Genomic DNA, 18,412 nt, shown 5'->3' with positions numbered 1-18,412 from the left:
CGCCCCAAAAAGGTACGGCGTACCTTTTAGAAGCCGTCGGTGTTACCGATCTTTGCGCGCGGTTCATCATCGAATGGAATCATTTCTTCTGCAGTCGATGCCGATTTCACTGAAGCTTTCTTCATTGGGATGACTTTAGCTGCGTGCTTACTTTCGCTTACAACTTGTTTTGGCGGCGATTTTGTGGAGTTTTTAGCGACTTTCACAGATTTCACTGATTCCGAAGTTTCCGCGACCACTTCTGTCGCAATCGACGCTTGCGTGTTTCCCGTCACCACACTATCCAGCTCATCAGTAAGTTCTTGTGAAGTTTGCGCCAGACGATTGATTTCTGAAGTGGTTGCAGCAATTTCTTCCGCAGATGCGGCGTTTGATTGTGCGGATTGATCCAGTTGATTCATCGCTTTGCTGATTTGCTGAATACCCGTCGTTTGCTCGGAACTTGCCGCAGCGATCTCGTTATTCAAATCAGACACCTTCTTAATAGATCCTACAATGCTCGCCAAAACAGCGCCGCTGGAATTCGCGACCTTGCTGCCGTTGTCGACCTGATGGACGGAAACCTTAATCAGACTTTCAATGTCTTTGGCTGAAGAAGCACTTCTTTGCGCTAAAGCGCGAACCGCTTCCGCCACGACTGCAAATCCTTTACCTTGCTCCCCTGCGCGAGCGGCTTCCACCGCCGCATTCAAGGCCAACAGGTTCGTCTGGAAGGCAATATCATCAATCACAGAGATAATTTCTTCGATTTTCTTGGAAGACGAAGAGATTTCCTCCATGGATTTAATCAAGGACGTAATCTCTTGTTCACCTTTTTCAGCTTCATTACGGGATGTCAGAGCCAGGGATGCCGCTTGCTTGGCATTGTCCGAGTTCATTTGCACCATTGAAGTCAATTCTTCCAATGCCGCAACTGTTTCTTCCAAAGAAGCTGCTGCTTCTGTAGAGCTTTGAGACAAAGCATTGCCTGCGGCAGACAACTGCTCAACTGAGTGAACAACTTTGGTGTTTGCCTCGCCCAATTTTCCCGCCACATCACCAGTGACGTTTGAAATTTTGGCTGCTTGGATTAACTGCAGTGCCGTAATTACCAGGCCCGCCAAAACCGTGACCAGGACAATCAGGTTAATGATTTGATTTTTTGCAGCAAGAAATTCCTTACCTTCTGCGTGGGCGCGCTCACTGTAATACTTGGAAACTTTCACACTGAATTCTTCAATTTTCCCAGAGTAAATGTGCAAAGTCTCATCCAGATCTTTTCGGCCCTGGGTGATTGCTTCATCCGAGCCTTTCTCAAGACTCCCAAGAATAGAATGAGCGAGACTCGTGTACTGTGGAAACCAATGTTTGTACTCTTCATACATGGCTTTCTCTTCGGCCGCAAAATGCGCTTCAGTGTAGGTCTTGTAAGCCTTTTCGAACTTAGCCAATGTTTCCCGAGCTTGAGCCACAGCTTCAGGACGGTCTTCAGGGTTGATAATGCCTTCCCACACACGATAGCCGAATCGGTTTTGGGAAACTCTCATCTCGCCCAGTGCTTCAAGATTTGGAATGATCTCATTGTGAGCACTCATCAATAACAATCCCAAACGATCGAGACCCTTGTATGTAAATCCAAAGATCGTCGCAAATGCGATGAATGGAAAAATGGCGACTAAAAGTAAGCGACCTTTGATACCTTTAAACCAAGAACTTTTTGATTTTTGCATATGTTCCCCTAGGAGAAATTTCGGCTACTGTATTTTATCGGCTTTTTAACAGAACTCTCAACGGGACCAGACCAACTGGACCTTGATCTTAGCGAAACAAGGTCTACTATTCTATAGATGCAGGGGGCACCATGAATCTGAATCACCAGGATATTGCAGTTTCAATTTTAAGAATCGCTTTGGGAATAAACATCTTTCTTCACGGGGTCGTTCGGTTCGGTTCTAACTACGGCAAGTTTATTACCTGGATCACTGACACCTTTAAAGATGCTCCTCTGCCTCAATGGTCTGTTTTGGCTTTCGCCTATGCCATCCCTCCCCTTGAGGCGGCAATCGGACTCTTGTTAATTTTGGGTCTTTTCACTTTTCCGACACTGATTGCAGGACTCGCAGTTATGATCATGCTGATGGCGGGAAGCTGCCTGATTCAGAGCTGGGAGATCGTTGGAATCCAGATGATCTACATTCTGCTTTATACGGTTGTTTTGTTTTTCCTAAACTACAACCACTACTCCATCGACGTTATTGTCAGAAAAAAATAGGTGTCTTATGAGTAACAATAAATTGGCCTTGGTCACAGGATCTACTGCGGGAATTGGCTTTGCGATCGCACAAAGTCTGACTAAAAAAGGTTTCGACGTGATCATTAACGGCCGCAGCGAAGAGCGCGTGAATGTTGCGATCAACGAGCTGATAAAATCCGGTGCCAGCAAGGCTTCACTTCATGGAGTCGCCGCAGACCTGACCACGACGGCTGGAGTTTCCAAAGTTATTGAGCGCTTCCCGGAAGTGGATGTGCTAGTGAATAACTTCGGAATCTTTGAGCCCAAAGAGTTCGCAGATATCACTGACGAAGACTGGGAAAAAATGTGGAATGGAAACTTCATGTCGGGCGCAAGACTTTCCCGCCACTATTTCCCACGCATGATCAAAAAGAACAGCGGCAGGGTGATCTTTATTTCCAGTGAGTCCGCGATGCAGATCCCGACTGAAATGATCCATTACGGAGTTTCAAAAACAGCACAAGTGGCATTGGCTCGCGGAATGGCGGAAGTTGCGGCACGCACGAACGTCACGGTGAATTCTGTTTTGGTGGGACCGACTAAATCAGAAGGTGTCGGCACGTTCCTGAAGCAACTTGCTGACAAAGACGGACTGACCGAAAAACAGGTCGAAGAGGGCTTCTTCAAAACCGCCCGTCCCACTTCAATTATTCAGCGCTTTATTCGCACCGAGGAAATCGGCAACGTGGTGGCCTTCATTGCCTCTGACGAGGCCTCTGCGATCACTGGATCCGCAATGCGGGTTGATGGTGGATTGCTTAAAACGATGGTATAAAAAAAGGGGATCAAATCCCCTTTTTTATTTTAGTGAAAGACATTCCGGCAAAGCGGAACTTTAGGATTATAAACCACCGGGAAATCATTGATATGAATAATACGACGGCTGCCCGGTCCAGGATCAGCAATTGGTGCCGTCTTCGAATGTTCCGTGATCCCTTTTTCAGACATCAAATCACTTAAAAGATATCCGTTAAAGCCCCAGTAAAAAGCATCCACAACCCACTTCTGATTGCGATACTTCACGACGTTAAAGGCATGATCTTCCCAGTGTTCAAAGCCTTCCCAATTGCTGGCGCGATAGATGTGCGCATAAGCGTGATCGTTCGGAATACCAGCGGCCTTCAGAGCGAAGTGAAAGACCATCGCATATTCGCGACAAACACCCGCTCCGCAAACACCGTACTCTGCCAACGGGACCTTTTCGCCTTTATCGCGATACTTTTTTAGAAGACGTCGATAGTAGGGATTGTAGTATTCGTAATAGATAAAGAAATCCCCGCGCACCAGACTGCGCACGGCGCCGACTTTATCCCAAAATCCCAACGACTTGTCCTTACCGATCTTAGCCGCCGTTTCCATCAGGGTTTTTAAAGGTTCTTCGTTAAGATTCACAGTATAATCCGGCTGAATTCCACCATGGCGAGTGGAACCTTCTACGATGGCGCCGTCTTCGATTTGACCGTATCCACCATTAGTCGTCTCGTACTGTGCTGGATTAGGATTGGTCTCCGACCAACCTGCCAGCGGCAGGAATACCAAAGCAAACTGTATAACGAGCAATCTTGCCGGGAGCTTCATCACTCAGCTCCCTGCATTTTGATGAAATATCTCTCGATCAGGGCATCGGTCACTTGACCATTCTTACGAGCGACATCAATCAGCTTCTGATTTTCACGATAGAATGAAGGATTCGTTTGTTCTGTGTTCAAAATGTCATTGTAAAGCTCTGCGCGAACTTGCGCTTCATAAGCTTCATAGTTTGAAATCATAGACTTCACGGCTGTTTCGTTTGGAAGATGATTGATAAACTTCCAAATGCCGTCGCCATATGTATCCACGGCCCATTTTCTGAAAAACTTATCCGAGACCATCTTCGTCTGTAAGTATTCCTGACGGGAAACTTCCTTTTGACGGGACGTGTTCTCGGTATAGGTACCAATGTGCTTGGCGATTAAATTGGTCAGCAGACTTTTGCCAGAGGCATCTTTAGCATCGAAAAGGTAATGGCCCGCACCTGGCACCGGATAATAATCGAAATTTTTAAGGTGTTCGCGAAGGGCTGCTTCCACGTCGTAGGTATTCTTCCCCGTCGGCAGATGATGGCGACCACCGGTCGGTCCTGGAACGTATTCCTCGCGGTCTCCGATGATAACCAAAGTTTTCAAATCCGGATTTTCAACCGTGGGATCTTTTTTGCCACGTGTTTTATTCCATTGAAATTGACTGCTCATGTTTGTGGACCATTTTCCACCATCTGTAGATACCGGAATATACTTGCCACCAAAGCGCATTTTATCAGTGTGCTCCCAGTACCATGTCTTCAATTCGGCATTGAAGGAGGCTGGCGACATCAACACTGCCCCATCGACATCATGTGGATGACGAAACATATACTCTGCGATCACGTCGGGACCAAATGAATGTCCAACCAGATAAACCGGCTTACCAGCAGCTTTCGCCTTAGTGACGATTTTATCGATCCAACGCATGAAATAGTCAGAATTTTGGAAAGCATTAGAAACAGGTCCCTTCGAGTGAAAAGGCATATCGAAAGCAATTCCTGATATTTTATGGTCAATCAAAGAGTTCAATAAATGAGTGCCGTTACCGCCACCGCCCACAGCTGTTCCTGAACCATGGAAGTACACCACAACCGCCTGAGCATCAGGATCCACCCATGGGATTTCACCCTTGTCGTTGAAAGTCTTTTTTGCCGTATGATAAACCCAGGTATCCAATTCTTTATCAAAGTAGCGAACCATGGAGCCGAGGTTTGTTTGGTCGCGCAGGGATTTCATGTATGAAGCTTTTGGAGAAAGATTCTGCGATTGAAGTTCCTGACGATCCATCCAATCCTGTTTTAGGAAAGCGGCCTCGTCAAAGACATGCTCGCATCGAACGCCTGCGGCTAAAGAGGCGCTTCCAAAGAACACGGCAGTAAGTGCTAAACCAATAGCGAACTTCATAGAATCTCCTGTAGAAATCTAATCTATGAAATAGGTTTGCAACTTATGTTCCTGCTGTATTCGATGGAGTCACATATGTGAGCCAGCCAAGCCGAGTTTTGTTACCACTCTGTCAAAACATCAGTGTCTCAGAATGAGATCGCCCCGACTTTCAGGCATTCGTTGCCACCGGCAACCCTTCATACTCCTGGTTTAACCCGTAAGTACCTGATAATTCGTTGCTTTTTCACAAGTTCATCATGACGCGTGTCATGAATTCTAAGTGACCTTCGGTGCTAAGATGCGTATAAGTGTTAGCTGAGTTCATCAAAGGAATTTACATTTATGGCAGACAATCAATTTGATCTTATTGTTATCGGTTCTGGTCCTGGTGGTTATGTGGGCGCGATTCGTGCGGCACAGCTGGGTCTTAAAACTGCGGTTGTTGAAAAAGACAAAACTTACGGCGGCACTTGCTTGAATGTAGGTTGCATCCCTTCCAAAGCACTTCTTGAAAGTTCCGAGCACTACGTAGCGGCTCAACATGATTTTGCTGCACACGGAATTAAAGTTCCTAAAGTAGAGTTGGATCTTGATACAATGCTGGGTCGCAAAGACAAAGTGGTTAAAGCCAACACTGATGGTATCAATTTTCTATTCAAAAAAAATAAAATCACTGGTTTCAATGGTTTCGGTAAAATCGTAGGTGCCGGCAAAGTTGAAGTCAAAGGTGACGACGGCAACACGCAAGTGTTGACGACAAAATCCATCCTGATTGCTTCGGGCTCTGTTCCGGTTGAATTGCCATTCTTGAAATACGATGAAAAAAGAATCGTTTCCAACACTGGTGCCTTGGTCATTCCTAAAGTACCAAAAACAATGATCGTTGTTGGTGGTGGCGTGATCGGTCTGGAATTGGGTTCTGTATGGCAACGCCTGGGCGCGGATGTCACAGTGATCGAGTACACCAACCGTCTGGGTGGTGCGACTGATCAGGATTGCATGACTGTTCTTAAACGCAACTTGGAAAAAGAAGGAATGAAGTTCCTTCTTTCCACTAAAGTAACCGGTTCGAACGTTGTCGGTGACGGCGTTGAAGTGACCTACGAATCTTTGACGGATGGAAAAGCCACTACGGCGAAAGCAGAAGTGGTGCTTGTGGCAACAGGCCGCAAACCCTTCACTACTGGCTTGGGTCTTGAAGACGTTGGCGTGCAAAAAGACCCTCAAGGTCGCATCACAGTGGATAGCCACTACCAAACAACTGTCCCTGGCATCTATGCCATCGGTGACGTTATCGCTGGACCAATGCTTGCGCATAAAGCGGAAGAAGAAGGTGTCGCAGTTGCAGAAATGCTGGCAGGCGGAGCAGGTCACGTGAACTACAACACCGTTCCTGGTGTGATCTATACTCACCCGGAAGTGGCAACTGTCGGTTTGACTGAAGAGCAATGCAAAGAAAAAGGCATCGAGTTCAACGTCGGTAAGTTCCCGTTCCTAGCCAATGGCCGTGCTCGTGCGAAGGGCTTTACTGAAGGTTTCGTAAAAATCATCGCGGATAAAGCCACAGATAAGATCCTGGGCGCCCACATGGTAGGTCCAAGTGTATCTGAGTTGATCCACGAAGTGATCGTTTGTATGGAATTCGGCGGCAGCAGCGAAGATCTAGCTAGATCATTCCACGCCCACCCGACCCTATCAGAAGTTGTGCGTGAAGCTGCCTTGGCAGTTGAAAAACGCGCTCGTCAGATGTAATCGTTTCTTAAATTTCGAAAATATTAAAAAGCCCTCGGAGACCCCGTGGGCTTTTTTTTACTTAAAGATACCGATTCGGTATTAAATTTGGTCCAGTTCCATATGACAAACTTTAGGTCCTTCCCCCTTATTGTTAACATTGTCTATAAGAGGGACTGTATGAAACTAAAGATCGCACTTATTGCCGCTTCAACGCTGGCATTTTCTATCGCTTCCGCAGAAAACGTAGTCGTCACGAACGGCAAAAAATACACTTGTAGAGACGGCGCGACTTTCACGGTCAATAACGGTGTCGCGATCTGTGATGGCAAAATTATTCAGCCCGACAGCGAGCCAAATTCCAACACAGTAAATGAATCTTCAGAAGAAATTGCAGCGAATGTTATCGATTCTGCACTTCAAAAGAAACCTTCTAAAAAGAAGAAATCCAAAAAGAACGAGCAACCGGTTGCAAGACTTGATGCTGAAACTTTAAGAAAGAAAACTTTCCAAGCCGTGAACAAAACAGTCTCGGCTGAAGATTTTCCGCAAAAATGTATCGCTAAATACAGTATCTCATCTAAAGAGTCGACTCGCCAAGCACAGGGTACTCCTGAGGAAATAGCTGCAGCAGTTGAAAAGGGAAAAGCAGAAGGACTGTCGACAGACGAGCTTTTGGAAAGAGCAAAAGCTGCATATTTGGGTAATGGCAAGAAAACCACCCAGCAACTCACAGCCACGCTGATTTACAAACAAGGTGGAGTGATTAAAAAAGATGTCATCCTGGATCTGGAAGCATCCGTAGAAGAGGCTTCTGACCTTATTACAAATATGAAAGATGTCATGGTCAATTTCAATGACCGCTACTGCAAAGAGTTCCGTGCTGATACTGAATCAGAAGACAGTGCACCAGCTTCAAGTAACAACAATAGCAATAGTAACAGCAGCAACAGCAACAACAATAATGCTGTACCGGGAACACGCTAGTTAGCTCCAAAGAAATATCGAAATGCAGCCCTCGGGTCATTCCCGGGGGCTTTTTTTTGCTCTTCCGTCAATGCGTCAGGCTTCAGTCTCAATTTGAGACGGGCCCTTCGATTGCAATTATCAATTTGCATGAAAACTGGTTGGCACTCAAATCGAAGTAAAAGCACTTCCCTGTTGATTCTATTTACAGTCGTTTTACATTTATTGGCATCAAGCATTGCTTTTGCCAACAATGATCCAATCCACAGGTCTTCGCTAACTGAACAATCAGCATTGGAGATGAAGTATGCTACAAAATAGAAAGCTACAAGTACTTACTCTAGCTATTTTAGTTGGTGGCTTTTGGATTGTTAAATCGAAAACCGGCCCGGCTTCTAATGCGGCAGCGAAACTTCCAAAGCTGTCTCAACTCCGTACAACTGCACCCGTTCCCATGCGCCCTTCTTTATCGACTATCCCTTCTGTAACGTCATCATCTTCAATTAATATTCTAAATAAAAACAGTCGACTTGAAATTCAAGTGCAAGCCATTGCCGACACCTTTAACAGACCTGATATTGAAATCCCGTCAGAGCTTACGGATACATCGCGTATCACACTCCAGGAAAGGCATCTGCTTCGTCTTGCCGTCACAAATCAAAACCTGGATGGCAGCTCCCGTCGTGCCTCACTATTCTTACTTTCAAAAATCGGTGTTGCAGCCATGACGGAGCTGGGCGAGATAGCAGCAACACCCATCCCGAAATTCGCAAACACACAGGATCCGCACTCCGTCGGCAACATGAAACGACAATTCGAAGTGAGCCTGCGCATCACAAGTCTGGAAAGCCTGGATAAAATGACCGGTCATTCCCAACAGGTGCTTCCTTTACTTAATAAAGTTATCAACGGACAAAACGATCGTACCTTAGTGTTTTTGGCCAGCATCAGTGCTGGAGGAATTCAAGATGGCAAGCCTGGAAAACTGGGCCGTGCCATGAATGAAATGATTAAAGAAGCTCATTTGTAAGGACGGAACTCACTATGAAACTTACTATGGACAAATCAATTATAGTATTTTCTTTCATTGCTTCTTTGCTATTAGGGACACCCGCCCTGAGTGCTAACTCTGCTGAATGCGTCAACAAAGACTCACTGAGCAAAACTCTTTCGCAGTTTAAAATTTCTCACCTTGATGAAGATGGAGAAGTCCTAAAGGACTTTGAACTTGAAGATGCTTGCGTGGGCGGCGCCTTCCAAGCGGTGGCTGAGGGAGTTCAATTCCTAAGAAAGATTCCGGCACCGAAGAACCTGCCCTCACGTTACGCCACACTGATCAGCCAAGAGGGTCCGACAAAATTTTTGAATAACCGAATCAAGGAAATCCACATTACCTGGCCTAACGATTACACATGCGAACAAGGCGCTCTAGGTTATGTCAAATCCGACGAAACTGAAAATCGCATGTACATCTGTAATCACGTCAACATCCACGATTACACACCACTTTACGTAGCGCATATTCTGGTGCATGAAGCACGGCACATTGATGGATTTCCTCACCAACAATGCATTCAGGGCATGTTCAACTTCGATATCTATGCATGCGATAGTTCGTATCAAGAGCAAGGATCTTACGGCATCGGTACAGGTTTAATGTTGTATACGTATAAAGGTGCCAAGAACGAAGCCCTTCGCGATGAAGCGCGCAGCAATATCGTACTTGATATGACTAACAGATTTAACACTCTGCCGATGGAGCTATCCAGTGGAGCCATTCTGCAGGATACCCAAAATAATATTTCCTTCTATGACGGCAACGAAACGACGCTGGGAGAATTCACCGATGAAATCTCGGTAATGACCAGCAGACTGGGAACACCTTATATTTTCTTTAAAAACGGCGAGGTGTCCAAGTATCTTTTCACAAAGGAATGGCCTTTGCTTGAAGGAAGCTTGGTGGATAACTACCGCAAGTTGAAACGCCGGGAGATGAACGAGTTGATCGATATCAATTTTGATTTGGGGTATTGCTTCCTGTTCCCGAAACAAATGAAGTGTCTGCAAGAAGGCAGATTCCACGAGTTCAGTTTTTCAGCTTTGAATCCCGTTTCATTCTGGCCACAACTTTTGGGCAAAGATACATCGAATGCCATTCTAAATGACGATGGCAAGGTCTATACGATTCGTGATGAAATTAAAGAGTTCGTCTATTCCGAAAACGAAATCCTAAACAGCTCCGAACTGCAGATCAAGAATCGCTATCCAGGCGTGACCAGTTGGACGATGCTTGGCAACGGTCGAATTCTAGGTGTATCCCCAGAAGGCTACATGATGCAGTCAGTTTCCAAGGGCAAATGGAAGCGCGCTAAAGAGTTCGAAGACTATAAGTTCAAAAGAATCCTCCCGTTTATGTGGTCGAAAAAGCTTGAGGCTCTTTAGTACCGGGAGTTCTGATTTTAAAACCGGAAGATTTGAGCATTTCATTCTCAAAATAAGACACCTCATACGTTTATCTAAAGAATCATTATTCCGAAGAGTTCCCTTGGATGCGGAACTCTTTTTCACTCTTATTTTGCTTGATTTTTAATCTGACCGGACCTGCTCACGCTGGTCCGCTGGAAGCCCTTTCGGAACAAGCTTACAAAATGACCGGAAAAAAGTGCGCTCCCGTTGATTCTAAAGAAAAAGATCCACTCTGCGATCCGGCTTCTGAAAGCATAAATAAGTCCTCCAAAGAGTTGGGAAAGATCAGCCAGTCGATGGCACTCGGTGATGAGGATCGATACTTTGTTCTGCTCGCAGAACAGCAAGGTCGAGAGCTTCAATGTGCCAGCAACTACGCAAAATCCGCTGCGGCTGACATTCAAAAAGACTTCTCCACGAGTGACTTAAAGTCGAAACTTGCAATCGCACGATTCGCGAAACAGAAAGCCCAGGAGCTGGGTAAAAAAATTGTCAGTGACCCAACACTGTCAACACCAGTGTGTCCGCAAAGCTTCGAAGCCCTCGAGGGGCAGTATCCAAAAGGCACAACTAAGGGTGCAAGCTATAAAGCCTGTAAAGAATGGATCGGCTATCGTCAATCCTACCAAGCAGTCCTTAGCGCCATTCCACTTTCGGGCTCCCCAGCGATAAAAAAACTTATCGAAGAATATGCGACCTCATCCAAACAAATGGATGAGTCGCAATTGCAAAAGAATTTAGCCCAAGCCTATTCATCAACCCAAAGTACCTTGGAACAAAATCGCAAGACTTTGGAGCAAACTCTAAAAGAACAGGGAGCTGGAGGCCTTGATCGCACGGCCCGTAATGAATTGCTAACGGATCCTGCCTTAAGTGCCGCGGTCCTAAAAGCAAATTCAGCACTTGAAAACGTCGCCTGTCATGCCAACGCCCGCTACGGCGAGGGAGCTGACAACTTAAACAACAGCGTCATGGTGGGCTCTTTACTTTTAAGTGGTAGCGCTGCCGTAGTCGGAAAAGTAGGCGCCTTCACTGCCCGCGCTTTTGAAACTTCGACATTGGCTCGCGCTACGGGAATGGTCTCTTTGAATGGCATGAATATCCTGCGAACGGCAGCAATCGGAGCTGATTTTGCAAGTATGGCTGCGGTCACGCATCAAGCCTGCCTCACCAACAAGTTATCTGATTTGAAAACAGCCAATTCCTGCGTCAGTGCACCCAGTGCCGCGCAAGTTGAAAAAGACAATTGTCTGTTATCCGCTTCGCTGATGGCAATGGGAACTATTCCTCAAGGGATGATCGGCGAGCTTTCAAAAAACATCAAAACCTCCCTGCAGAAAGAACGCGAACTTAAAGCCGTCGCCAAAGCAAAAGAAAATGCTGAAAAGTCAGCTGGTACCGCGGCAAAAGTTCCGGCTTCTGCACCCGCCCAAAAGAATCTAACTGCTATTGAAAAACAGCTCACCGATGACACCATTGTTTCGCACAAAGCGGTCGGCGAAGGAATTTCCGGCGCAAAATTTGTGAAATACAAAAGTGGTATTGAAGGCGTCTGGAAGCCCGCGAAATCTTCCTCTGGTGTTGCTGACGCCAAAGCAGAGGTCGCAGCCTACCAGGTAGACAGGTATCTGGGATTAAAGTCAGTTCCCGTAACTGTTGAAAAAGAGCTCAATGGAGTTGCAGGCACAGTTCAGTATCGGGTGAAGGATTTGAAAGAGCTTTCCAAGTATGAAGATTACGAAGGTGCTCCAGCCGAACTGGGTTTCTTCGACTATCTTACTGCCAACCCAGACCGCCACGGCCGAAATTATCTGCAAAAAAGTGATGGCAAAATAGTTGCCATTGATCACGGCCTGTCATTTCAAAGAGTGAACGGCTCAGTGCCGTACTACTACTTTAACGTCAATGTTGAAAGACTGGAACGAAACCTGGCAAAACAAAAAGAGATTTCAGAGAAAATATCGAGTGGAACTGGTAAAGCAGTAAAGCTTAGACAGGAATTAACACTTCTGAAGGAAGATGCCTCCCAACTTCAAATGGAAATCAATGCCTTCGTTCCCAAGAAAGAGATCGTCGAAAAAGTTCGCAAAACCACTGCCGAGGATTGGCGACGCGTCGTCGGCGACAATCTTACAGACAAGCAAATTGAAGATATGCTGAAGCGCCAAAAGGAACTTCTGCGGGACATCGACGATGCCGAAGCTAAAATCGGTAAAGACCGCCTTTATCCTGCAGGGGACAATTCTCCCCTGCTTAAAACCATGGAAGCCTATTAGTATTTGTCTCAGGACCTGCCCCCTAAAGATTCCAAATAGCTTATAACACTCTTGAATATTTACTAATACGCAGGTAAGTCTTCGCATCACAAACCCACTTAAAAGGCACTCACCATCAAACCAACCAAACGCTTTCACAAGGTGAATATCGAGATCAGCAACGTCTGCAATTTGCAGTGTAGCTTTTGTCCGCCTGTGGAACGCGAAAAGAAGATGATGACCCTTGAGACCTTTGAGTCTGTGGTCTCCCAAGTGGCTCCCCTCACCGATCAGGTGACATTGCACTTGATGGGCGACCCGTTGGTGCACCCGAAGCTTGCGCAGTTTATCGAGATTTGCTCCACTCACCAGGTGCCGGTGTTTCTAGTTACCAACGGCGTCTTGATGAATGAAGTGCGCGAAGAGCTATTGCTAAATCCAATCCTGCGCCAAGTGAATTTTTCCTTGCACAGCTTTCACGACAACTATGGCGACAAAGATCCGACGATTTATTTGAACAAAATCTTCCGCTACACACGCCGGGCTTTTGAAGAACGCCCTGATTTATATATCAACTATCGCCTGTGGAATTTGGACGATCCCATGGGCACAGGGTTACACAACAGATCCATGCTGGATCGCGTGTGCACTGAATTCGGTTTTAACTTTAACGAAGCCATCGACGTGCGCCGAAACAAAAGCGTGCGCATTCAAAATCGTCTGTATTTGCACTTCGATACCGAGTTCACGTGGCCTTCGGTGGACCTACCCCTGCTGGGCACCAAAGGCACTTGCTATGGGCTTTCCAGCCACTTTGGCGTGCTTGCCGATGGCACTGTGGTTCCGTGCTGTCTGGACAAAGAAGGCAAAATTCCATTGGGCAACGTGAAAGACTCCCCGGTACTGGATATCCTCGGCTCCGACCGGTCCCAGGCCATTCTTAAAGGCTTTAAAGACAACAAGCTGGTTGAAAACCTTTGCCAGCGCTGCCAATACATCACCAGATTCAATTAAACGGCTCTACAGGGCGATTCCATCCAAATTTTAGATCAAACCCTTCGAAACCTTTTAATTTACACAGCGCGTCACTGCATCGTATAACCCTCTCCATTGAAGACGAACACAAACATCTTAATGGAGACTTTATGAAAAATCTTATCGCTGCTCTTACGATCCTTATCGGTTCATCAACTGCTTTCGCTGGCATCAGCATGGACGGCGAATGCGTAGCTATCCGAGCTAATGGCACGGAAATCCGCGTAAGCCATATGGGCGTACCAACGATGCCTTACACGGTAGAAGCGGAAGGCCTTGAGATTGAGGAAAGATTCACAAGCTTTGATGGCGTTCAAAACGCTGAAGAGTACGGCGTGAACAGCGAGCTGGTTTTTAAAACCGTTTCCAAAACCACAATTGAAAAACACGAACTTCACGATGAAGAAAACTGGTCTGAAGAATCCGTCAGTGAAGTTAGATTCGTTAAGCTAGTCAGCATCTCTCCAAAACTAGAGAAAGCTTTGTCTCTGAAAAAAGGCATGAAGCTCGCGTTCGTGTGCTCTGAACGCCTGATCTATCGCTAAGGCCCCTCTGGCACTGATTTGCGCCAGCAGTTGGGCTCTTTGTAAGATCTTTAGGGCTCCTCGCCAAGAGGGGCTGCCCACCCCAAAGAACATGGACAAATGCGTCCCTCTCGTGGCATCTTCCTGCTTTATTTCAATCTGGAGAGCCCATGGAAGAATACGCAGGCGTTAATCACGTTCCACCGCAACCCCCAAAATCATTTCGCGTGACGATCGAACTTCACCGTTCAGCAAAGCGCCTGGATGTGGTTCTATTGAATGCTCTTCGCAATCAAAAAGAGAATTTGAACCTGTTCAACATCACTCGCACGACGTTTAAACAATTATTCCTTGATGGTCGCATCGTGATCAAAGGCCAACGCGCGAAAGTTTCTTCAAGCGTTGCTAAAGGCATCACTTACGTCGACATTCTTGGTTACTAGTCTAACCAAAACATTATTAGCAAAAAAGAAAAAGGGAGCCCCAAGGCTCCCTTTGTTTTTTAAGGACGAGGCCCCTCTTGATAATCTCTTGATTTAGGAGGAGGCGGCGGCGTTTTTGTATAGGACTGGGAAACATCCTGATCTTTTCTATAGCTTGAAGATTTGGTCTGACCTTGACGCTTGTCCCACCAGTTTTTCACAAGGCCCGATAGAATCATCACAACCGCACCCCCGACACCGGAGCCTGCGATATTGGCGAAGACTTCCCCACCTTGAGACATGGGATTAACCATATTTGTTACGGCCGGTCCCGCAAGAAAACCCCCGACGATTCCGGCTATGGAATTTCCGACAGGACCCAGATTGAGTTTTTTAAGCAGGGATCCAGCGACATTACCGCCTGCCAAGCCTGAAAGAAGCGTCGTTAGTATGGCTCCAAAATCCATGGTGTACCTCCGTTGCCTTGATCGTTTCACTCGTGAGTGATGCAAACAAGGACCAGAGGGAAAACACAGGGATTGGATAACGGAGAGTCAATAAAGGTGCTGAACGACTAGCGAGCTACTTCGTCCATCGTCGTGTTGACGTAAACTTTGCCGCCCTTGATTTCTTCAAGGGCACCACGGATCAAGTTGCGATCCATTTTGTAGGCTTTCATATTGCAGATACCGTGAACCAGGTCGTTATAGTCTTTGCAAGGTTTTGGGAAGCAATTCAATTTTGCTCCGGCAAGCTCGATGTATGATTGCGCATTCACTGCGTTTAGGTTTTTCCAAGTACCGTCTTTACGTTGGAAATAGGAAGCCAGAACGTTCACTTGTTTTTGATTCAGATTTTGGCAGTACTGAGTGTCACCGGCTTGCGCACGGGACTTGTTGATCACTGCCAGGTTTTCATTGATTGTATCCACCAAAGTGTCGACGAATTCAGGTGTGCTGGTTTGAGCAAACGCTGAAGTGGACACCAACATTGCGATCATCAAAACAATCTTTTTCACTCTAAATCCCCTCGTAAAAGGCTGAAGATTAAACTCCCCCAAGGAGATAAGGTATTTAGGCGAAAATCACAAGGGCATTATCTACACAGTACAGTCAGAGCATTCCAGGCAGGCTTTACTGCTGGTTCTATGGGCTCTATATCCGCTGTGGGCTCATACTGATTTAAAATTTCATTTTCGTAGCGAGAACAGTCACCTTTTTTGAAATTTGTTTCTGATGGCACTGACTCAAAAACCGTTAACAAAAGGTCCATGTAAGCCTCGTCTTGGGCTGATTGGGGCATATTATTTTCACGAACGACTTTTATTTCGTCAGTCACCCGGCGAATGGCGCGGAATCGGTCTTTATTGCTCTTAGACATGTTGAGTTCTTTTTGCAGAAGCTCAAGGTAGGTGTCGACCTGGGCCCGCAGGCTGCGCCCACTGTTGACCGGGATTTCTCGAATGGCTGCGTTTGCCGTCCCCACAAGGAACACAAGACCCAAAATCCACTTCAAGTTTTTCATGACTCCTCCAGATACTTTCGCCCGTAAACCGGCAGTAAACCGCTTTTGCTGACCTTTTTTATTTTAATATCCCCAATTTGAATTTCAATACGCACTCGCCCGAGTTTTATGACACGAAGCAAACTTTGGCCGCGGGGCATTTTGTTTGAATCTTAAAAAGCCGCAATATACGTTTTTGTGCGGTAATGTTCGATGATCTTCGGAGATTCTATGCAACGTTTGATTTTGCTTCTTGGTGTTCTAGTTTCCTTTAATTTCGCCCACTCTGCTGTGTGGACAGAAGTGAACCAGTGGTCTCCTACTTGGGAAGACCGCTTTTCCGAGTGGGTCGAGAGTGACTGGCAAGCCGATTTCTTTGCCCGCAAGCGCCTGCCGAATGGACAAAGCAATCCCTACTACGGACTACGCACTGATTGTGCAGACACAGTTTATTCGATGCGATTAATTTTCGCTTATGAAAATAAATTGCCCTTCGTGATTCAAGATCCCACAGCTTCGGGACGAACAATCTCCAACAAAATGGCTCGCTGGGATCGTCAAAGCGAAGCCGCGCGCGTAAAAAACTTTTTGGTTTATATCTACAACATGACCAGTACGAAATCGCTTCCGAACGACACTTACCCTGTTGCGATTTCACGCAACACTGTTCGTGCGGGCTCTTTGATTCTGACAACTGCGGTGAATCACCACTCTTGGACGATCAAAGAGATGTTGGCCATCGGTGTGCCTCACTTGGTTTACAATTCGACTATCGGTGCGACATCCAGTGCGATGTTGCAAGAACGCCAATCCTGGCCAAATCCTGAATGGGTTTTCGAGGGCGATCAAACGCCAGCGGGCAATGCGGGCTTCCGTTACTGGAGACCGGCAGAGTACATCGGTCAGCCCGTTTGGAAAGTTCCAGGCTACAGCGAAGAGCAATACAAAGTTCCATTGAAGCGCTGGGTGAAATACTCCCAAGGTCGCTTGGCACTTCGTCGCGAAACGGATGAGCAATTGATGGCGCGTTTGATGAAAGTCACCTGCCAAGGTTTGCAAGGCCGCGTGAGTGCGGTGAATGATGGTTTGAATGCTTTGCGCGTAACTCGCAAGTGCATGGCTTATGCTGAGTATGACACTTACTCTACACCTTCCCGCGATCAGCGTATTTTTGATGATTATGTGACTTTGCGAAAAGCATATCGCGAATTGGTTTTAGCCAACAATGCGGCAGAGCTAAGCTTGGATATGCGCGTTCGCTTGAACAAGGTTTTCCCATTTATTGGCGAAACCATGGCTAACGAAACTCGCAAAATGACGGCAACTGGTATTGATGGCACTTCGGTTTGCACTACTGAGTATCTTTCCGGTCAGTATGTGGATTTGGCTGAGTTCAAACGTAGACTGTTTGCAGGCCTCATCTCGAACAACCCCATGGATGACGGCCAATACCGCTGGGGCCAGCTCCGTGGACCTTCGCAGCGTGCAAGAAGCTGTCAATCATGGGATGTTTGGGTTCCGAATCTGAAACAGGATTAAAGGAACTGATTAAAAGGAACTATGGACGAGATAAAGTTAAAACATTGGCTGATTTGGGCTGCGATTCTAATCGCACTTGGTTTTGCGGCTGACTATTACTTTTTGCATATTTTATTCCCACAAAAACAGGAACTCCTGCACGGTGCAGTGACTGACCAGCAACCATCGCCAGGCGCGATGGCTGCGGCCACTCACATGGATAGCACATTGTATGGCGAGGCTGGAACTGCGGCTGTTGTGGCTGATTCCGGTAAAGATAACTTCAACGAGTCTCTGCGTGCGTGTGCTCCTGAAATCGCGGCGCAAGCTGTAGCTACTCCGGAAGCTTTGATGGAATACCTTCGCAAAAGCCTTGGGGTAAAATCCGAAACGGTACTTTTGGAAAACTATCACGTGGATCTTCCTAACGGCACCAAACGCCGCATTCATGTGATCGGTGATGACAATACGAACTCCAAAGATAAAAAGATCGTGAAGTACTACAAACTGGATGCTCAGGATCTGCCAGAGGAAATTCCACTGGGACCTGAAGACACGATTGAAAAGTTGTTGTCGACTGGGAAAGTGACTCGTGTGGAAAAGAAAATGGAATTGAAGCTTAAAGATGATTCATCGGCTTCGCTTGAGATGCACGATAACAAGATTTTCCAGTTTCAGTTTAACAACCATGGCAAGGTTTTGTCTTGTTTGTATAAAGAGTGTCAGTGCGGGCAGTAGCTGCGCTTCTCATCTAGTAGAATTAAAAAAGGGA

General features: G+C 46.5%; 18 protein-coding genes. 12 read left to right on the top strand and 6 right to left on the bottom strand.

The genetic code is table 11. From position 1 onward, the window contains the following. Nucleotides 1-26 precede the first annotated feature (26 nt). Nucleotides 27-1,709 (bottom strand): methyl-accepting chemotaxis protein, encoded by a 1,683-nt coding sequence (locus tag ACLVWU_RS05265; protein WP_413577880.1) that lies wholly within the window; start codon nt 1,707-1,709, stop codon nt 27-29. A 131-nt stretch (nt 1,710-1,840) separates the two neighbouring features. Here ACLVWU_RS05265 and ACLVWU_RS05260 point away from each other — a divergent pair, with 131 nt between their 5' ends. Further along, entirely contained in the window at nt 1,841-2,251 is a 411-nt protein-coding gene (locus ACLVWU_RS05260; RefSeq protein WP_413577878.1) for a DoxX family membrane protein, read from the top strand. A 7-nt stretch (nt 2,252-2,258) separates the two neighbouring features. Then, the gene (locus ACLVWU_RS05255) at nt 2,259-3,047 is read left to right on the top strand and encodes an SDR family NAD(P)-dependent oxidoreductase (protein WP_413577877.1); all 789 of its coding nucleotides are present in this window, start codon (nt 2,259-2,261) and stop codon (nt 3,045-3,047) included. A 29-nt stretch (nt 3,048-3,076) separates the two neighbouring features. On the opposite strand, the gene ACLVWU_RS05250 is transcribed toward ACLVWU_RS05255, so the two are convergent. Together ACLVWU_RS05250 and ACLVWU_RS05245 are read right to left on the bottom strand one after the other, a co-directional pair. After that, entirely contained in the window at nt 3,077-3,850 is a 774-nt protein-coding gene (locus tag ACLVWU_RS05250) for a transglutaminase domain-containing protein (protein WP_413578767.1), read from the bottom strand. Next, nucleotides 3,850-5,238 (bottom strand): alpha/beta fold hydrolase, encoded by a 1,389-nt coding sequence (locus ACLVWU_RS05245; RefSeq protein WP_413577875.1) that lies wholly within the window; start codon nt 5,236-5,238, stop codon nt 3,850-3,852. The genes ACLVWU_RS05250 and ACLVWU_RS05245 overlap by 1 nt, the downstream gene beginning before the upstream one ends. A 324-nt stretch (nt 5,239-5,562) precedes the next feature. Between ACLVWU_RS05245 and lpdA the strand changes: the two genes are divergently transcribed. The 8 genes from lpdA to ACLVWU_RS05205 all read left to right on the top strand — a co-directional run bounded on the left by lpdA (nt 5,563) and on the right by ACLVWU_RS05205 (nt 14,640). Next, entirely contained in the window at nt 5,563-6,972 is a 1,410-nt protein-coding gene (gene lpdA / locus ACLVWU_RS05240; RefSeq protein ID WP_413577874.1) for a dihydrolipoyl dehydrogenase, read from the top strand. Between the two features lie 159 nt (nt 6,973-7,131). Then, nucleotides 7,132-7,938 carry a hypothetical protein gene (locus ACLVWU_RS05235; RefSeq protein WP_413577872.1) on the top strand — a complete coding sequence of 269 codons (807 nt, stop codon included), beginning with the start codon at nt 7,132-7,134 and terminating at the stop codon, nt 7,936-7,938. 286 nt (nt 7,939-8,224) lie between these two features. Next, nucleotides 8,225-8,947, top strand: a complete 723-nt coding sequence (locus ACLVWU_RS05230) for a hypothetical protein (RefSeq protein WP_413577871.1) — start codon at nt 8,225-8,227, stop codon at nt 8,945-8,947. Nucleotides 8,948-8,961: 14 nt separating this feature from the next. After that, nucleotides 8,962-10,359 (top strand): hypothetical protein, encoded by a 1,398-nt coding sequence (locus ACLVWU_RS05225; protein WP_413577870.1) that lies wholly within the window; start codon nt 8,962-8,964, stop codon nt 10,357-10,359. A gap of 107 nt (nt 10,360-10,466) precedes the next feature. Then, nucleotides 10,467-12,659: a hypothetical protein gene (locus ACLVWU_RS05220; RefSeq protein WP_413577869.1), complete on the top strand. Its 2,193-nt coding sequence runs from the start codon at nt 10,467-10,469 to the stop codon at nt 12,657-12,659. A gap of 141 nt (nt 12,660-12,800) precedes the next feature. Further along, on the top strand, nt 12,801-13,652 hold the full coding sequence (locus ACLVWU_RS05215) for a radical SAM/SPASM domain-containing protein (protein WP_413577868.1): 852 nt from the start codon (nt 12,801-12,803) through the stop codon (nt 13,650-13,652). A gap of 131 nt (nt 13,653-13,783) precedes the next feature. Continuing rightward, nucleotides 13,784-14,218 carry a hypothetical protein gene (locus ACLVWU_RS05210; RefSeq protein ID WP_413577866.1) on the top strand — a complete coding sequence of 145 codons (435 nt, stop codon included), beginning with the start codon at nt 13,784-13,786 and terminating at the stop codon, nt 14,216-14,218. 149 nt (nt 14,219-14,367) lie between these two features. Beyond that, a complete protein-coding gene (locus ACLVWU_RS05205) occupies nt 14,368-14,640 on the top strand; it encodes a hypothetical protein (protein WP_340599303.1) in 273 nt (90 codons plus the stop codon). Between the two features lie 59 nt (nt 14,641-14,699). Here the strand turns inward: ACLVWU_RS05205 and ACLVWU_RS05200 are convergent, their stop codons facing one another. The 3 genes from ACLVWU_RS05200 to ACLVWU_RS05190 form a co-directional block, all read right to left on the bottom strand. Beyond that, nucleotides 14,700-15,086, bottom strand: coding sequence for a hypothetical protein (locus ACLVWU_RS05200; RefSeq protein WP_413577865.1), 387 nt, complete (start codon nt 15,084-15,086; stop codon nt 14,700-14,702). A 107-nt stretch (nt 15,087-15,193) separates the two neighbouring features. Further along, nucleotides 15,194-15,637 (bottom strand): hypothetical protein, encoded by a 444-nt coding sequence (locus tag ACLVWU_RS05195; protein ID WP_413577864.1) that lies wholly within the window; start codon nt 15,635-15,637, stop codon nt 15,194-15,196. Nucleotides 15,638-15,714: 77 nt separating this feature from the next. Further along, nucleotides 15,715-16,143, bottom strand: coding sequence for a hypothetical protein (locus ACLVWU_RS05190; protein ID WP_413577863.1), 429 nt, complete (start codon nt 16,141-16,143; stop codon nt 15,715-15,717). Nucleotides 16,144-16,353: 210 nt separating this feature from the next. On the opposite strand from ACLVWU_RS05190, the gene ACLVWU_RS05185 reads away from it, so the two are divergent. Both ACLVWU_RS05185 and ACLVWU_RS05180 read left to right on the top strand, forming a co-directional pair. After that, nucleotides 16,354-17,661 carry a hypothetical protein gene (locus ACLVWU_RS05185; protein WP_413577862.1) on the top strand — a complete coding sequence of 436 codons (1,308 nt, stop codon included), beginning with the start codon at nt 16,354-16,356 and terminating at the stop codon, nt 17,659-17,661. Between the two features lie 21 nt (nt 17,662-17,682). Beyond that, nucleotides 17,683-18,378, top strand: a complete 696-nt coding sequence (locus ACLVWU_RS05180; RefSeq protein ID WP_413577860.1) for a hypothetical protein — start codon at nt 17,683-17,685, stop codon at nt 18,376-18,378. Nucleotides 18,379-18,412: the final 34 nt, after the last annotated feature.

Origin of the sequence: Bdellovibrio sp. HCB290 (assembly GCF_047305925.1) — a bacterium.
Lineage (GTDB): Bacteria > Bdellovibrionota > Bdellovibrionia > Bdellovibrionales > Bdellovibrionaceae > Bdellovibrio.
Note: the sequence above shows the minus strand (reverse complement) of the source record. Positions and strands in the feature narration are given on the sequence as shown.

Excerpts from the sequence above, each read along its gene's own strand:
- ACLVWU_RS05265 (WP_413577880.1), bottom strand. The coding sequence starts at position 1,709 with ATGCAAAAATCAAAAAGTTCTTGGTTTAAAGGTATCAAAGGTCGCTTA.
- ACLVWU_RS05260 (WP_413577878.1), top strand. The coding sequence starts at position 1,841 with ATGAATCTGAATCACCAGGATATTGCAGTTTCAATTTTAAGAATCGCT.
- ACLVWU_RS05255 (WP_413577877.1), top strand. The coding sequence starts at position 2,259 with ATGAGTAACAATAAATTGGCCTTGGTCACAGGATCTACTGCGGGAATT.
- ACLVWU_RS05250 (WP_413578767.1), bottom strand. The coding sequence starts at position 3,850 with ATGAAGCTCCCGGCAAGATTGCTCGTTATACAGTTTGCTTTGGTATTC.
- ACLVWU_RS05245 (WP_413577875.1), bottom strand. The coding sequence starts at position 5,238 with ATGAAGTTCGCTATTGGTTTAGCACTTACTGCCGTGTTCTTTGGAAGC.
- lpdA (WP_413577874.1), top strand. The coding sequence starts at position 5,563 with ATGGCAGACAATCAATTTGATCTTATTGTTATCGGTTCTGGTCCTGGT.
- ACLVWU_RS05235 (WP_413577872.1), top strand. The coding sequence starts at position 7,132 with ATGAAACTAAAGATCGCACTTATTGCCGCTTCAACGCTGGCATTTTCT.
- ACLVWU_RS05230 (WP_413577871.1), top strand. The coding sequence starts at position 8,225 with ATGCTACAAAATAGAAAGCTACAAGTACTTACTCTAGCTATTTTAGTT.
- ACLVWU_RS05225 (WP_413577870.1), top strand. The coding sequence starts at position 8,962 with ATGAAACTTACTATGGACAAATCAATTATAGTATTTTCTTTCATTGCT.
- ACLVWU_RS05220 (WP_413577869.1), top strand. The coding sequence starts at position 10,467 with ATGCGGAACTCTTTTTCACTCTTATTTTGCTTGATTTTTAATCTGACC.
- ACLVWU_RS05210 (WP_413577866.1), top strand. The coding sequence starts at position 13,784 with ATGAAAAATCTTATCGCTGCTCTTACGATCCTTATCGGTTCATCAACT.
- ACLVWU_RS05205 (WP_340599303.1), top strand. The coding sequence starts at position 14,368 with ATGGAAGAATACGCAGGCGTTAATCACGTTCCACCGCAACCCCCAAAA.
- ACLVWU_RS05200 (WP_413577865.1), bottom strand. The coding sequence starts at position 15,086 with ATGGATTTTGGAGCCATACTAACGACGCTTCTTTCAGGCTTGGCAGGC.
- ACLVWU_RS05190 (WP_413577863.1), bottom strand. The coding sequence starts at position 16,143 with ATGAAAAACTTGAAGTGGATTTTGGGTCTTGTGTTCCTTGTGGGGACG.
- ACLVWU_RS05185 (WP_413577862.1), top strand. The coding sequence starts at position 16,354 with ATGCAACGTTTGATTTTGCTTCTTGGTGTTCTAGTTTCCTTTAATTTC.
- ACLVWU_RS05180 (WP_413577860.1), top strand. The coding sequence starts at position 17,683 with ATGGACGAGATAAAGTTAAAACATTGGCTGATTTGGGCTGCGATTCTA.